Source organism: Bartonella sp. TP (assembly GCF_030406085.1).
In the GTDB taxonomy this organism is placed as follows: domain Bacteria; phylum Pseudomonadota; class Alphaproteobacteria; order Rhizobiales; family Rhizobiaceae; genus CALTWN01.
Genome location: NZ_CP129002.1, coordinates 1,006,131 through 1,022,104, shown reverse-complemented (window position 1 = coordinate 1,022,104; position 15,974 = coordinate 1,006,131). Strand labels below are relative to the sequence as shown.

Genomic DNA, 15,974 nt, shown 5'->3' with positions numbered 1-15,974 from the left:
ATAATAACAAAAAGCTCAGCCCAGCTTCGCCGAGAGTGCATAAAAAAATAGCACTCTCGTTTGCGAATGCTATAGCAAAATTAAGCAAGCGCAAAAAAACTATAAATAAACTAAAAGTTCACGATTTATTTGCCTTATTAAGCTGTCAAATAAAAAGAAATAAAAGACGAGCATTCCCAGTATCCAAAATTCATTTACGAATCGGTATGGCAAAAAATTCTTACCCTATAAAGATGCTACAAAAAAAAGCTGCTAACAATTAATAACATTAACAGCCAACCCGCCCTGGCTAGTCTCTTTGTATTTGGTAGACATATCCATGCCCGTTTGCTTCATGGTAGCAATGCAGGCATCTAAAGATACAAAATGATCGCCATTTCCTAATAAAGCCAACGAGGTTGCCGCAACAGCCTTAACAGCACCTATAGCGTTGCGCTCAATGCATGGAACCTGAACTAATCCACCTACAGGATCACAAGTAAGGCCCAAATGGTGCTCTAAAGCAATTTCTGCGGCGTTTTCTATTTGCTGCGGAGTACCGCCTAGTACACAAGCCAGCCCAGCAGCAGCCATAGCAGCAGCGGAGCCAACTTCTCCTTGGCATCCAACCTCAGCTCCAGAGATAGAAGCGTTGTGTTTTAACAACCCGCCTATAGCAGCGGCAGTCAACAAAAACTCTCGTATAGATTCTATCTTAGTAGGCGCATAAAATTTTATATAATATTTTATAACAGCTGGAATTACACCAGCAGCACCATTGGTAGGGGCAGTAACTATGCGCCCTCCCGCTGCATTTTCTTCATTTACTGCGATAGCAAAAAGCGATAAATAATCACTGGCATTAAATGGTCCTTGCTTTTTCTTTGAACGATTATCGAGATGAGATTTTAAAACTTTTGCTCTACGCTTAAGGTTCAACCCGCCCTCCAATACGCCGTCCATCTTTAAGCCGCGTTCAATACAGTCATCCATAGTTTTCCAAATCTTATCTAAACGATCATCTAAATCAGTATCGGGCATAAAGCACTGTTCATTAAGACGCTTCATTTCTGCAATTGTTAAACCACTGCTATTAGCCATTTCTAGCATTTCCGCAGCTGTAGCAAATGGATAAGGCACCTTTAATGATTCTGCCATATCAGCACTGGAGTCTATATTTTCAGTTTCTAAAAGTTCTTCCTCTGTAACTACAAATCCACCGCCTACGGAATAATAGACCTGCGTTATTACTGTTTCATCTTCAGCAGTAAGTCCTTCAAAGCGAAGCCCATTTGGATGTCCTGGTAATTCATTTTTGTAATCAAACATTAAATCTTTTGTCGGATCAAATCTATAAGCTTTATAACCGTCTGGCTCAATAATTTTTTGAATGTATACTCTCTTCAATTGATCAGCGCTTGCATCCAAATCTATAGTTGCGGGATGTTCACCGCATAAGCCCAAAATAACAGCAACGTCTGTAGCATGGCCCTTACCAGTAAAAGCTAAGGAACCATGTAAGGAAACCTTCACAGATACAATAATAGTATTTGTTTCTAAAGCATAAGCTTTAAGTTTATCCAAAAACATATTAGATGCAACCATAGGGCCCATAGTATGAGAGCTAGACGGGCCTATGCCTATCTTAAAAAGATCAAAAACGGATAAGAACATATACACCTCCAACTTTACATTTTTAGACTACAATATATATGATAATATAGGAATTATTTTTTAAGCGCAACTAATAATATGATAAGAGCTAAATCAACTACCAACTGCCATCGCCTATATTGGTTAGATCTTATTCGTGCTGGCCTTGTTTTAGCCATGATTGGCTATCATTTTTATTGGGATCTAGTTTATTTTCAGATAATACATGAAACTGCGCATCAAACATACTTAAGTCGCGTATTTGCGCATACTATTGCAGTAGGTTTTCTATTTGTTGCTGGATTTAGCATTGTTATCTCATCGCAAAAAAATAACTTCGTTAAAAAATTTTTATGGCGATTGGGAAAAATTTTATCTGCAGCATTTGCCATAAGTTACATGACTTATATAATTTTTCCACAAGATTTTATTTATTTTGGCATATTACATGAAATCGCTATATCTTCATTACTCATAGCCTGCCTATTGCGAGCCAATTTTGTAATAGATTTTTTGATAGCTGCAGCAATTATTATCCTCAGCTATAGGCTGCAAGATACGAATCCAGCTAATAACGTCTTACCCTATTTAGGACTCGCGAAAAATGTAAAATCTTCGGTAGATTTTGTTCCAATTTTTCCCTGGTCAGCTTTTGCTGTACTAGGTAGTGCAGTGGCTAAGCTATATTTGAAAAACAATCTAACCAGCACCAATAACCCAAAAAAACGCTATCTTGGAAAAAAAATAATACTAATATTAAGTGAGTACAGCCTACTTATCTATCTTGTGCATCAACCAATATTATTCGGTGCCTTATATTTCAATAAAAATATGATTTACATGCAGAACAAAATCGATTTTATACAAAACTGCATAACGAAATGCAGCGAAAATAATAACCAAAAAATATGTCCAACCTACTGTAAATGCATGCAAAATAAATTAAAAACCACGCAAGCTCTATCTCCGATAGAACAAGCTGTAAAATTATGCAAAAGTAAGTTTAATCAATAAATCAGCCGCGTTTATGCCAAACTTTAAACATGGTTTTAAAAAAAAGGCAGCACCCATGCATATTGCAGAGCCGCTGCCCTTTACTTAAAAAATTATTATCAATTAAACGGCAGTCGCATTACGAAAATCAGTTAATAAAGATGCTTCATCATTAATAGCAGAACCATCCTTAAAGCTATCGACTATAGTCTTATCTCTATTATAAGCAATAGTACGAACTTGCCTCATAGCACCACCAGTACCTGCGGGAATCAATCTACCAACAATAACATTTTCTTTTAGGCCTTGCAAAGCATCAATTTTGCCAGCTACGGCAGCATCAGTTAACACGCGAGTAGTCTCTTGGAAAGAAGCAGCAGAAATAAACGAAGGCGTCTGTAAAGAAGCTTTAGTAATACCCAATAAAACTGGCGTACCAACTGCAATTTTTTTACCCGCTGATAGCAATTTTTCATTTATTTCTTCAAGCTCTATCCGATCAACATGATCCCCTATTATATAACTAGAATCCCCTGTATCTATAATTTCTACTTTTTGCAACATTTGCCGCACAATAACCTCTATGTGCTTGTCGTTAATAAGCACACCCTGTAACCTATATACTTCTTGTATTTCATTTACCAAATAAGAGGCCAATGCTTCAACGCCTTTTATTGCCAAAATATCATGCGGTGCTGGATTACCATCTAGAAGGTAATCGCCACGTTCTATGTAGTCACCATCTTGCCAGTGGAAAGCACGATTTTTAGGTAATAAATATTCAATAGGCTCCAGAGCTTTATCACTAGGTTCTATAAGTATTCTAAGTTTATTTTTATAATCCTTACCGAATCTTATAACCCCATCAATTTCAGCTATTATAGCATGATCCTTTGGCCGCCTAGCTTCAAATAACTCGGCAACCCGAGGCAAGCCTCCCGTAATATCTTTCGTTTTTGCACTTTCTAAGGAACTACGGGCAATTACATCCCCAGCATTCACATAAGATTCTGGCTCAACTGAAAGTATCGTATCAACAGACAGCGGGAAGCGCGCATCAGAACCTTTAGGCAATTTTAAAATATTACCTTCCTTGTCAGTTACTACAATAGCTGGCTTAAGATCGCTACCCCTAGGATTTAAGCGCCAATCAATAATTTGACGCTTAATTATACCTGTAGCTTCATCCGCAATTTCAGAAATTGATACACCAGGAACCAAATCCTCAAAACCAATATATCCATCTATTTCAGTCATAATAGGTCTAGCATATGGATCCCACTCAGCCAGACGTTGCCCTTGCCGAACCGCATCACCATCATCAACGAAAAGTCGCGCGCCATAATTTATTCTCTGTGAGAAACGGTCTTTACCACTCTCATCCTTAATGACCACCACCATATTACGACCCATGACAACATAAATGCCGTCAGAATTTCGAATAACATTACGGTTTCTTATCTCAATCAAACCATCGTAAGAAGCCTCAAGATAAGAGGTATCTACTACCTGAGCAGTTCCTCCAAGGTGAAATGTACGCATAGTAAGCTGAGTTCCTGGCTCTCCTATAGATTGCGCAGCAATCACACCAACTGCCTCTCCCTGATTAACTATTGTGCCACGAGCAAGATCACGACCATAACATTTTGCGCAAACACCAAAACGAGTTTCACATGTCAAAGGCGATCTAATATATATAGATTGAATCGAAGCAGCTTCTATCGCAGAAACATCCGATTCCTCTAGCATACGTCCACCTTCAACAATCACTTCCTTAGTTGTAGGATGGTAAACATCATGTAGCACTGTACGACCTAATATGCGCTGACCCAAAGATGCCACCACTTGCCCAGAATCTACTATAGCTTGCATCATTAAACCTTTATCGGTCCCACAATCAAGTTGCGAAATTATAGCATCTTGAGCAACATCCACTAACCGACGCGTAAGATATCCAGAATTAGCAGTTTTTAATGCTGTATCGGCCAACCCTTTTCTTGCACCGTGCGTAGAGTTAAAATACTCATTAACCGTTAGACCTTCTTTAAAATTCGAAATAATAGGAGTTTCAATAATTTCGCCAGAAGGCTTAGCCATCAATCCCCGCATGCCAGCCAATTGTCGCATTTGATTCGCAGAGCCACGAGCGCCAGAATGAGACATCATATATATAGAGTTCATTTGTTTACGACGGCCTGTGGCTTTATCAAACTCTACATGCTGAATAGCCTGCATCATCTCATCTGCCACTTTATCCGTACATTTACCCCAAGCATCGACAACCTTATTATATTTTTCCCCATAGGTAATTAACCCATCATTATATTGCTGCTCATATTCTTTGGCTAAATTTTCGGTTTCCTCCACTAATTTTGATTTCATAGCAGGTATAACCATATCATCTTTACCAAAAGATATACCGGCACGACAAGCATGAGAAAAACCCAACTGCATGATTCGATCACAAAAAATAACAGCTTCCTTTTGTCCGCAATGCCTGTAAACCTTATCAATCATTTTTGAAATGTTCTTTTTAGTCATTTCTTGATTTACAATATCAAAAGAAAGATCAGCATTCTTTGGCAAAAGCTCACTTATCAACAAGCGACCTGGGGAAGTTTCATATAATTTAGATTTCATATTTCCTTTTTCATCTAAATTAAAATATCGACCCTTTATCTTTGAATGCAAAGTTACTACTTTAGTTTCCAACGCATGCTGCAACTCAGCCATATCGCTAAACACCATACCTTCACCTGGCTCATTGTCATATAACAAAGAAAGATAATATAAGCCAAGCACCATATCTTGTGAAGGAACAATAACAGGAGCACCGTTAGCAGGATGCAGCACATTATTAGTCGACATCATAAGTACACGAGCTTCTAGCTGAGCTTCTAACGATAATGGCACATGAACAGCCATCTGATCTCCGTCAAAATCTGCATTAAATGCTGTACAAACCAAGGGATGCAAATGTATAGCTTTTCCCTCAATCAATATTGGTTCAAACGCTTGAATTCCTAAGCGGTGCAGGGTCGGTGCTCTATTAAGCAATACTGGATGCTCGCGGATAACCTCATCTAATATATCCCAAACTTCTGGCTTTTCTTTTTCTACCAGTTTTTTAGCTTGCTTTACTGTAGATGCATATCCCTTAGCATCAAGTCGCGCATAGATAAAAGGCTTAAACAATTCCAACGCCATCTTTTTCGGCAACCCGCATTGATGAAGTTTAAGTTCTGGCCCTGTAACAATAACAGAGCGGCCGGAATAATCCACACGCTTACCTAATAAATTCTGACGAAAACGCCCTTGCTTCCCCTTCAACATATCAGCCAAAGATTTAAGCGGACGCCTGTTAGCACCAGTAATTACTCTGCCTCTGCGCCCGTTATCAAACAACGCATCAACCGCCTCTTGTAACATACGTTTTTCGTTGCGAACAATAATGCCAGGAGCTCTTAGCTCCAACAAACGTTTCAAGCGATTATTTCTATTTATAACACGGCGATACAAATCATTTAAATCCGAAGTAGCAAATCTGCCACCATCCAGAGGAACTAAAGGCCTTAAATCTGGTGGTATAACTGGTACTACCTTTAAAACCATCCACTCCGGCTTATTACCAGATTCAATAAAATTTTCAACGAGCTTTATGCGCTTCATTAATTTTGCTTGCTTAAGCTCAGTGGTAGTAACAGCTAGCTCTTCATGCAACCGCTCAGCCAAATTAGCTAAATCTAAAGTAGACAAAATTTCATAAACAGCTTCAGCGCCTATCATTGCTGTAAAACTGTCTTTACCATACTCAGCAGCACATTTTATATATTCATCCTCACTAAGCAATTGATGCATTTTTAAAGCAGTCAATCCAGGCTCAGTCACCATATAATTTTCAAAATATAATACCCTTTCAATGTCTTTAAGAGGTATATCTAATAGTGTAGCAATACGGCTTGGTAAAGATTTCAAAAACCAAACATGGGCAACTGGAGCGGCTAACTCAATATGCCCCATCCTATCACGTCGAACTTTGGCTAGAGTAACCTCAACACCACATTTTTCACAAATAACCCCTTTATATTTCATACGCTTATATTTGCCACACAAACACTCATAGTCCTTCACAGGACCAAAAATACGCGCGCAAAAAAGCCCATCACGCTCTGGCTTAAAGGTTCTATAATTAATAGTTTCTGGCTTTTTTATTTCACCAAAAGACCATGAGCGTATCTTTTCAGGACTGGCTATGGAAATTTTTATAGAATCAAATGTGGGCACGGAAGAGTTCGAATTAAAAAGATTCATAACTTCTTGACTCATGCTTATCTCCTAATCATGTTAAGTAAAACGTAGTAAAATAGCACTTAGCTATTATCCTCTATTATTTGCTGTTGCAATGTTAGTTTATTTATATCATCCAATTCAACATTTAAGCCAAGAGAGCGCATCTCTTTTACCAAAACATTAAAGCTTTCAGGAATTCCTGTCTCAAAAGTATCGTCGCCACGAACTATAGCTTCATAAACCTTAGTTCTTCCGGCTACATCATCAGACTTTACCGTTAACATTTCCTGCAAAGTATAAGCAGCCCCATAAGCTTCTAAAGCCCATACTTCCATTTCACCAAATCGTTGGCCACCAAATTGCGCTTTACCGCCCAATGGCTGCTGTGTCACAAGCGAATAAGGTCCAATGGAGCGAGCATGAATTTTATCATCCACAAGATGGTGTAATTTCAACATATAAATATAACCAACGGTTACGGGTCTATCAAATGCTTCGCCTGTACGACCATCGTATAAAGTTACCTGCCCGGATGTATTTAACCCCGCCTCACTAAGCATATCATTAATATCTGCTTCATGAGCTCCGTCAAAAACCGGAGTTGCAATAGAAACGCCGTCCTTCATTTGTTCTGCTAAACGAACAATTGAATCATCATCATATTCATCAACAGCTACATTACGTCCATTTTCAGGCAAAATATGTGTGAGTTTTGAGCGCAACTCGTCAATGCTATTAGAGACGCGATACTGACTAAGCAAAACATCGATTTGCTTTCCTAAACCCTTACAAGCCCAGCCCAAATGTGTTTCCAAAATTTGCCCCACATTCATACGACTAGGCACACCTAAAGGATTTAGAACTATATCAGCGTGCGTACCATCCTCAAGATAAGGCATATCCTCCACGGGTAAAATGCGAGAAACTACCCCCTTATTACCGTGGCGGCCAGCCATTTTATCACCAGGTTGAATTTTTCGCTTAACCGCTACGAAAACTTTTACCATTTTCATAACACCAGGCAGCATATCATCACCCTTGCGAATTTTCTCAACCTTATCCTCGAAACGCTGCGTCAATAATGACTTAGATTCATCATATTGCTTGCGTATAGCCTCAATTTCACCTTGAAATTTTTCTTGTTCAAAAGCAAACAGCCACCATTGGGACCTTGGTATACTCTGTAGCAAACTGCTCGTCAGCTTAGAGCCCTCCTTAAAACCAGCAGGTCCTTTAATAGCTTTTTTGTTAAGGATCATATCATAAAGTTGCTTATAGATGTTCCTATCCAAAATTGCTCGTTCATCATCACGATCTTTAACCAAGGTTTCTATTTGTTGATGCTCTAAAGCCAATGCACGCTCATCTTTTTCAACGCCGTGTCTATTAAAAACGCGCACTTCTACAACTGTTCCAAAGTTTCCGGGAGGCATACGCATAGAAGTATCACGGACATCAGAAGCTTTTTCACCAAAAATGGCACGCAGCAATTTTTCTTCTGGCGTCATAGGACTTTCGCCCTTTGGAGTAATCTTGCCAACTAAGATATCTCCAGGATGAACTTCAGCCCCTACATGCACTATACCAGCTTCATCCAAATTGCGCAAAGCTTCCTCAGAAACATTAGGTATATCACGAGTAATTTCTTCTGCACCAAGCTTCGTGTCTCTAGCCACAACCTCAAATTCTTCTATATGTATAGAAGTGAAGACATCATCAGCCACAATTTTTTCGGATAACAATATAGAATCTTCATAATTGTAACCATTCCATGGCATAAAGGCTACTAAAACGTTCCGCCCCAATGCTAAATCACCCAAATCGGTGGAAGGACCATCAGCAATAATATCGCCCTTTTTAACAATATCACCAACTTTAACAATAGGCTTTTGATTTATACAGGTAGACTGATTTGAGCGTTGAAATTTTTGCAAACGATAAATATCCACTAAAGAATGCGATAGATCAACAGCCTCTGTTGCTCTAATAACTATTCTATTTGCATCAACCATATCAACTACACCATCTCGCTTCGCAGAGATAGCTGCGCCAGAATCCTTAGCCACAATAGCTTCCATACCTGTACCCACAAACGGCGCCTCCGAACGCAAAAGTGGCACGGCCTGCCGTTGCATATTGGACCCCATAAGAGCACGGTTTGCATCATCATTTTCCAAAAACGGAATAAGCGCCGCCGCTGCAGACACAACTTGTTTCGGGGATACATCCATAAGATCAATATTCTCCCGTGGAGACATCAAAACTTCACCTGCATGTCGACAAACTACAAAATCATCAGACAAAGAATTATCTTCCGCAATTGTAGAATTAGCCTGAGCTATATAATATTTTGCCTCTTGCATTGCAGAAAGATACACAACTTCATTAGTAACCTTGCCATTAATAATCTTACGATAAGGACTTTCTATAAAGCCATATTTATTAACTCTAGCAAAAGTTGCTAATGAATTAATCAAGCCTATATTTGGTCCCTCCGGCGTCTCAATAGGACATATGCGGCCATAATGCGTCGGATGCACATCGCGTACTTCAAATCCAGCTCTATCTCTAGTTAATCCACCTGGCCCCAAAGCAGAAACACGCCTTTTATGCGTAATTTCCGAAAGAGGATTTGTTTGATCCATAAACTGTGAAAGCTGAGAAGAACCAAAAAACTCTCTAATCGCTGCAGTAGAAGGCTTTGCATTAACTAGATCTTGCGGCATAACAGTGTCAATTTCTACCGAAGACATCCGTTCTTTAATTGCACGTTCCATACGCACCAAACCAAGACGATATTGATTTTCTATCAACTCACCAACCGAGCGAACGCGCCTATTTCCCAAATTGTCAATATCATCTACTAAGCCTTCTCCATCACGAAGAGCTATAAGCGTTTGCAAAACTGCAATAATATCTTCTTTGCGCAACGTTCGAACATCATCTGGACATTCTAAGCCTAAGCGCATATTCATTTTAACACGACCTACCGCCGAAAGATCATACCTTTCAGGGTCAAAAAATAATGACCGAAACAGAAGCTCAGCGCCCTCTAGCGTAGGAGGCTCGCCTGGACGCATAACACGATAAATATCAAACAAAGCTTCTTGATATGAAGAGTTTTTATCTGCAACTAATGTATTACGTAAATAAGCACCAACATTAACATGATCGATATCTAAAACATTAACTTTTTTTATTCCAAGCTCATGCAATGAATCGACAATTTTTGCATCTAACTCTTCACCAGCCTCTAAATAAATCTCACCCGTTTTTGCATTAACTAAATCCTCAGAAAGATAAGCACCATAAAGTTCTTCTGCTGGCACTATTATAGAGCCTAAACCATTTTCAGCTAACTGCTTTGCCATACGAGCTGTTAATTTTTCTCCCACGGAAGCAACAACTTCACCTGTTTTTGCATTAATTAGATCATAAGTAAGCTTGGTGCCCTTAAATTTATTAGCAACATAGGGCATAACCCATTGCCCTTTAGAATAAGAAAACGTAACAACCTTATAAAATACAGAAAAAATCTCTTGTGCGTCCATGCCCAAAGCCATAAGCAAGGTAGTAACAGGAAGTTTACGACGACGATCAATCCGAACATAAATAAGATCCTTGGGATCAAATTCTATATCCAGCCAAGATCCACGATACGGTATAACACGCGAGGCAAACAAAACCTTACCAGAACCATGAGTTTTCCCTTTATCATGATCAAAGAAAACACCAGGCGACCTATGCATCTGAGATACAATAACACGCTCAGTACCATTAACAATGAAAGTGCCCTTCTCCGTCATAAGAGGCATATCGCCAAGATAAACGTCCTGCTCCTTAATATCTTTAATAGAACGCGACTTAACATCATCCTCTACATCAAAAACTATCAAACGCAAGGTAACACGAAGCGGAGCAGCGTAAGTTAAATCGCGCTGCTGACACTCTTCAACATCATATTTTGGCTTATCAAATGCATATTTAACAAATTCCAAGCGAGCCGTCCCAGAAAAATCTTCTACAGGAAAAATAGAGCTCAAAACGGATTGTAAACCCTCATCCGGCCTAGCTGTTTCAGGCTCGTGCATCATCAAAAATTTTTCATAAGACGTTTTTTGAATCTCAATAAGATTCGGCATCTTAGCTACTTCAGGAATTTTACCAAAAATTTTACGGATACGTTCGCGACCATGAAATGATAGGCTATACGCCATGCCTGCCCCTCGATTTTGATTTATTAATATTAACAAAATTTATATTATAAGCTAAAGACTATAAAAAATAAATTGAACAAAAAGAGTTGGCAATAAATTATCGCCAACTCGTAGATTTTATACAGAATACTGAACTAGATTATTTGAGTTCAATTTTTGCGCCAGCAGCTTCAAGTTGGGCCTTAAGTTTTTCTGCTTCATCCTTAGAAACACCTTCTTTGACTGGCTTAGGAGCACCCTCTACAAGATCCTTAGCCTCTTTTAATCCAAGACCCGTTACACCACGGACCTCTTTAATAACATTTATTTTCTGCGCTCCGGCATCTAATAAAATAACATCAAATTCAGTTTTTTCTTCAACAGGTGCCGCCGATCCACCAGAAGCAGAAGCTACAGCAACAGGAGCTGCAGCAGAAACACCCCAAGCTTCTTCTAGAGCCTTTGAAAGCTCAGCCGCTTCTAAAACAGTAAGAGTTGACAATTCTTCAACAAGTTTTGCTATATCAGCCATAATTAATTATATCCTCAATTAATATTATATTTTGTAATTAAATAAATTCACTCAGTTTCAAGCTGCCTTTTCAGCATAAGCAGAAAAAACCCGAGCTAATTTAGAAGCAGGTGCATTTGTGATCCTAGCAAGATTTGCAGCAGGAGCAACACAAACACCAACGATTTTTGCCCGCAATTCATCCAATGAAGGAAGAGCAGCCAAGACTCCAACATCTTCAGCCTTAAGAGCCTTGCTACCCATGCCACCCCCAAGGATAACCAAGTTAGGATTATCCTTAGCAAAGTTTACCAAAATTTTGGGGGCAACCATAGGATCATCAGCGTATCCAATAAGAGTTTGACCAGTAAAAAAATCAATTAATCCCTCTGAATCCGTACCTTGAAGCGCGATTCTAGCCAAACGATTTTTTGCTACCTTAACGCCCCCCCCAGCTTCACGCATCTTAGATCTAAGACTATAAAGATGGCTAACCGTAAGACCAGAATAATGAGCTACAACAACTGAGCCAGATTTAAGAAAAACATCATTTAGCCAAGCTACGAATATTCGTTTTTCCTCTTTATTCAACTTTTTCTCCACATATAACGGTTAAAAAACCTATTAAACAAAAGTTGCCGGGCACAAAACCAACTAACAACAGCGAAATATCTGCCCGCTCATGAATAATCAAAAGCGCTATGGACAACACTTCGCCAAAAAAAATGCAAAGTATTCATCCGTCTCGTATAGGCATAAATTAAGATTAAACATCACCCATACTCTTGGACAGAACGCACCAAACGGTGCCCTCAGGCTAACGCCCAAAGCTGATTAACAAAAACACCTCTTATAAATTCGAAACACGAAGCTCTGACGGATCCACCTTAATTCCAACCCCCATAGTAGAAGAAAGTGAAACTCGACGAATATATTCTCCCTTAGCCCCCACAGGCTTAGACCTAATAATAGCGGAAACAAAAGCAGATATATTTTCTATAAGTTTATCAGAAGAAAAAGAGGCTTTTCCTACACCAGCATGAACAATACCCGCTTTTTCAACCTTAAATTCTACTGCTCCACCCTTAGAAGCCTTCACAGCCGCAGCCACATCAGTAGTCACTGTACCAACCTTAGGATTTGGCATCAAATTACGAGGCCCAAGAATTTTTCCCAAACGCCCAACAAGCGGCATCATATCAGGAGTTGCTATACAACGGTCAAATTCAATTTTACCACTCGCTATAGACTCCACCAAATCTTCAGCGCCAACAATATCAGCGCCAGCCTCCTTAGCCTCATCAGCCTTATCAGCCCGAGCAAAAACCGCAACACGTACAGTCCTACCTGTACCATTAGGCAAATTAGCAACACCACGCACCATTTGATCAGCATGACGAGGATCTACACCCAAATTAACAGCAACCTCAATAGTCTCATCAAATTTAGCCACAGCGCGTTCTTTAACCAAAGCGACAGCATCAGTCAAAGGATAAAATTTATCCTTATTCACGTCCGCTGATATTTTTTGAATTCTTTTTGTAAGCTTAACCATATTAGTCTACCACCTCTATCCCCAGAGAATAAGCTGACCCTTCTATTATACGAGCGGCAGCATCTAAATCATTAGCGTTAAGATCCTTCATCTTAATTTCTGCAATATTTCTTATCTGCTCACGAGAAAGCTTAGCAACAAAAGACTTTCCAGGTTCTTTAGAACCAGAAGAAATACCAGCTTCTTTTTTCAGAAAATAAGAGACTGGCGGAGTTTTCATCAAAAAACTAAAAGATTTATCATGATAATAAGTAATTACCACAGGCACAGGCACACCTTTATCAACAACATCTTGTGAAGAAGCATTAAAAGCCTTACAAAACTCCATAATATTAAGCCCACGCTGACCCAAGGCTGGACCTATTGGAGGAGAAGGATTCGCGGTCCCAGCAGGAACATGCAACCTCAATTGACCTATAACTTTTTTAGCCATACAAACTGCCTCTTAAACTATATTTCGCTACAATTAACCGGCAAAAATCACATACGCAATTTAAGTCCAGCAGCATTAAGGTGGTTCGAATAATTTGAGTGGCTACAATCAAAATCATCTCCCACCATAAACTAACATTAGTCTAGTACAAAATAATAAAAAAAACAATAGCGTTATAGCATAATTGTTAATTTTATTTACCTCAGCCCTTTTCGACCTGCGAGTAATCTAAATCAACCGGAGTAGCTCTGCCAAAAATAGACACTTCAACCTTCAATCGAGATCTTTCGGCTTCTACTTCCTGTACTATTCCGGTAAAACTAACAAAAGGACCATCTATCACACGCACGGATTCACCAATTTCATAGATAACGGAAGAAACTGGTTTTTGCTGTTCTTCATGCATTTTACCCATAATATAGTCGGCTTCGCTATCCGAAATAGGCGTAGGTGTAGTTTCTGAACCCAAAAATCCACTAACACGCGGCGTAGTTTTAATTAAGTGAAAAACTTCATCAACTAAATCAACACGAATCAAAACATAACCTGGAAAAAATTTACGCTCTGTATTTATTTTTTTTCCACGTCGTACTTCCACAACCTTTTCAACAGGAATCAAAATCTTCTCTATATAGCTATCTAACCCCTTACGCTTAGCCTCACGCTCTATAGACTCAGCAACTTTTTTTTCAAAATTTGCATAAGCTTGAATAATATACCAATTCATAGCCATAGCTTATACCCCTCAAGCTAACCAAAGATAGCTTCTAATAATCCAATAAACCGCCATACAGAAAACTCTATAAGTCGATCCATCAAAAACAAAACAATAGAAGACACAAAAACCATCATACAAACAGATATCATCGAAATTGTCGCTTCACGACGACTTGGCCAAACAATTTTTTTTGCTTCAGATTTCACCTGCTTAATAAACAAACCAGGCTTTATATTCATTTTCATATAGCTTGTATTTTCCCATAATAAAATAGCATCAAATGGCAGGGGCAGCAGGATTCGAACCCGCGACCTACGGTTTTGGAGACCGCCGCTCTACCAACTGAGCTATACCCCTAAATTTTATAAAAGCTCTAAAAACCTATTCTATTGAAAAGTTCCTATATACTCTTACTCTATTATCTTTGCCACTATTCCAGCCCCGACGGTCCGACCACCTTCACGTATAGCAAAACGTAATTTTTCTTCCATTGCTATTGGAACAATCAACGAAACATCTACAGCAACATTATCACCTGGCATCACCATTTCCACATCAGCCGGAAGGCTAACTATACCAGTGACATCTGTAGTCCTAAAATAAAATTGCGGACGATAATTTGTAAAAAATGGAGTATGGCGACCACCTTCATCTTTTGTCAAAATATAAGCCTCTGCCTGAAATTTCGTATGTGGAGTAACTGTTCCGGGCTTTGCTAAAACCTGCCCACGTTCAACACCTTCTCTGTCAACCCCGCGCAACAAAGCCCCAATATTATCACCAGCTTCACCTTGATCTAGAAGCTTGCGGAACATTTCTACACCAGTTACTGTAGTTTTTGAAGTAGGTTTAATACCCACAATTTCAATTTCTTCGCCAACTTTCACCACGCCACGCTCAACACGCCCTGTAACAACAGTACCACGACCAGAAATAGAAAAAACATCCTCGATTGGCATCAAAAACGGCTGATCAATCGGGCGCTGAGGAGTTGGAATATATTTATCAACTTCGGCCATTAATTGTCTAACAGCATCTTCTCCAATAGTTTTATCACTGTCCTCTAACGCAGCTAAAGCAGAACCCTTCACAACAGGTATGTCATCGCCGGGAAAGTCGTATTTAGATAATAGCTCACGAACTTCTAGCTCAACTAATTCCAGAAGCTCTGCGTCATCAACTTGATCTACCTTATTCAGAAAAACCACTATAGCAGGAACCCCAACTTGTCGAGCAAGCAAAATATGCTCACGCGTTTGCGGCATAGGGCCATCAGCTGCAGAAACAACCAATATCGCTCCATCCATCTGAGCCGCACCAGTAATCATATTTTTTACATAATCGGCATGTCCAGGGCAATCCACATGCGCATAATGGCGCTGTTCTGTTTCATACTCCACATGAGCCGTAGAAATAGTTATACCGCGAGCTCTTTCTTCTGGAGCTGCATCGATTTGATCATAAGCGCGAAACTCACCGAAATATTTCGTAATTGCCGCCGTCAATGAGGTCTTTCCATGATCAACATGCCCTATCGTACCTATATTAACATGCGGCTTATTACGTTCAAACTTACTTTTTGCCATTATGCAGACCCCTTAAAGATTGCGAAAATTAATTTACAAATCCTAAAAAATTCAATAACA

General features: G+C 39.3%; 11 protein-coding genes and 1 tRNA gene. 1 reads left to right on the top strand and 11 read right to left on the bottom strand.

The window, feature by feature from the left end:
* Window positions 1-252: 252 nt before the first annotated feature.
* A complete protein-coding gene (locus tag QVL57_RS05005) occupies window positions 253-1,653 on the bottom strand; it encodes an L-serine ammonia-lyase (protein WP_290076215.1) in 1,401 nt (466 codons plus the stop codon).
* 78 nt (window positions 1,654-1,731) lie between these two features.
* Here QVL57_RS05005 and QVL57_RS05000 point away from each other — a divergent pair, with 78 nt between their 5' ends.
* Window positions 1,732-2,646, top strand: a complete 915-nt coding sequence (locus QVL57_RS05000) for a heparan-alpha-glucosaminide N-acetyltransferase (RefSeq protein ID WP_290076213.1) — start codon at window positions 1,732-1,734, stop codon at window positions 2,644-2,646.
* 102 nt (window positions 2,647-2,748) lie between these two features.
* Here the strand turns inward: QVL57_RS05000 and rpoC are convergent, their stop codons facing one another.
* The 10 genes from rpoC to tuf form a co-directional block, all read right to left on the bottom strand.
* The gene (gene rpoC, locus QVL57_RS04995) at window positions 2,749-6,951 is read right to left on the bottom strand and encodes a DNA-directed RNA polymerase subunit beta' (RefSeq protein WP_290076212.1); all 4,203 of its coding nucleotides are present in this window, start codon (window positions 6,949-6,951) and stop codon (window positions 2,749-2,751) included.
* 44 nt (window positions 6,952-6,995) lie between these two features.
* Window positions 6,996-11,132, bottom strand: a complete 4,137-nt coding sequence (gene rpoB, locus QVL57_RS04990) for a DNA-directed RNA polymerase subunit beta (protein WP_290076210.1) — start codon at window positions 11,130-11,132, stop codon at window positions 6,996-6,998.
* Window positions 11,133-11,271: 139 nt separating this feature from the next.
* The gene (gene rplL / locus QVL57_RS04985) at window positions 11,272-11,643 is read right to left on the bottom strand and encodes a 50S ribosomal protein L7/L12 (RefSeq protein ID WP_290076208.1); all 372 of its coding nucleotides are present in this window, start codon (window positions 11,641-11,643) and stop codon (window positions 11,272-11,274) included.
* A gap of 57 nt (window positions 11,644-11,700) precedes the next feature.
* Window positions 11,701-12,213: a 50S ribosomal protein L10 gene (rplJ, locus tag QVL57_RS04980; RefSeq protein WP_290076207.1), complete on the bottom strand. Its 513-nt coding sequence runs from the start codon at window positions 12,211-12,213 to the stop codon at window positions 11,701-11,703.
* Window positions 12,214-12,472: 259 nt separating this feature from the next.
* A complete protein-coding gene (gene rplA / locus QVL57_RS04975; RefSeq protein WP_290076206.1) occupies window positions 12,473-13,177 on the bottom strand; it encodes a 50S ribosomal protein L1 in 705 nt (234 codons plus the stop codon).
* 1 nt (window position 13,178) lies between these two features.
* Window positions 13,179-13,610 (bottom strand): 50S ribosomal protein L11, encoded by a 432-nt coding sequence (gene rplK / locus QVL57_RS04970; RefSeq protein ID WP_290076204.1) that lies wholly within the window; start codon window positions 13,608-13,610, stop codon window positions 13,179-13,181.
* Between the two features lie 202 nt (window positions 13,611-13,812).
* Window positions 13,813-14,343 (bottom strand): transcription termination/antitermination protein NusG, encoded by a 531-nt coding sequence (gene nusG / locus QVL57_RS04965; RefSeq protein ID WP_290076195.1) that lies wholly within the window; start codon window positions 14,341-14,343, stop codon window positions 13,813-13,815.
* A 17-nt stretch (window positions 14,344-14,360) separates the two neighbouring features.
* Entirely contained in the window at window positions 14,361-14,573 is a 213-nt protein-coding gene (gene secE, locus QVL57_RS04960) for a preprotein translocase subunit SecE (RefSeq protein ID WP_290076193.1), read from the bottom strand.
* 36 nt (window positions 14,574-14,609) lie between these two features.
* Window positions 14,610-14,685 (bottom strand) — tRNA-Trp (locus tag QVL57_RS04955).
* Window positions 14,686-14,738: 53 nt separating this feature from the next.
* On the bottom strand, window positions 14,739-15,914 hold the full coding sequence (gene tuf / locus QVL57_RS04950; protein WP_290076107.1) for an elongation factor Tu: 1,176 nt from the start codon (window positions 15,912-15,914) through the stop codon (window positions 14,739-14,741).
* Window positions 15,915-15,974: the final 60 nt, after the last annotated feature.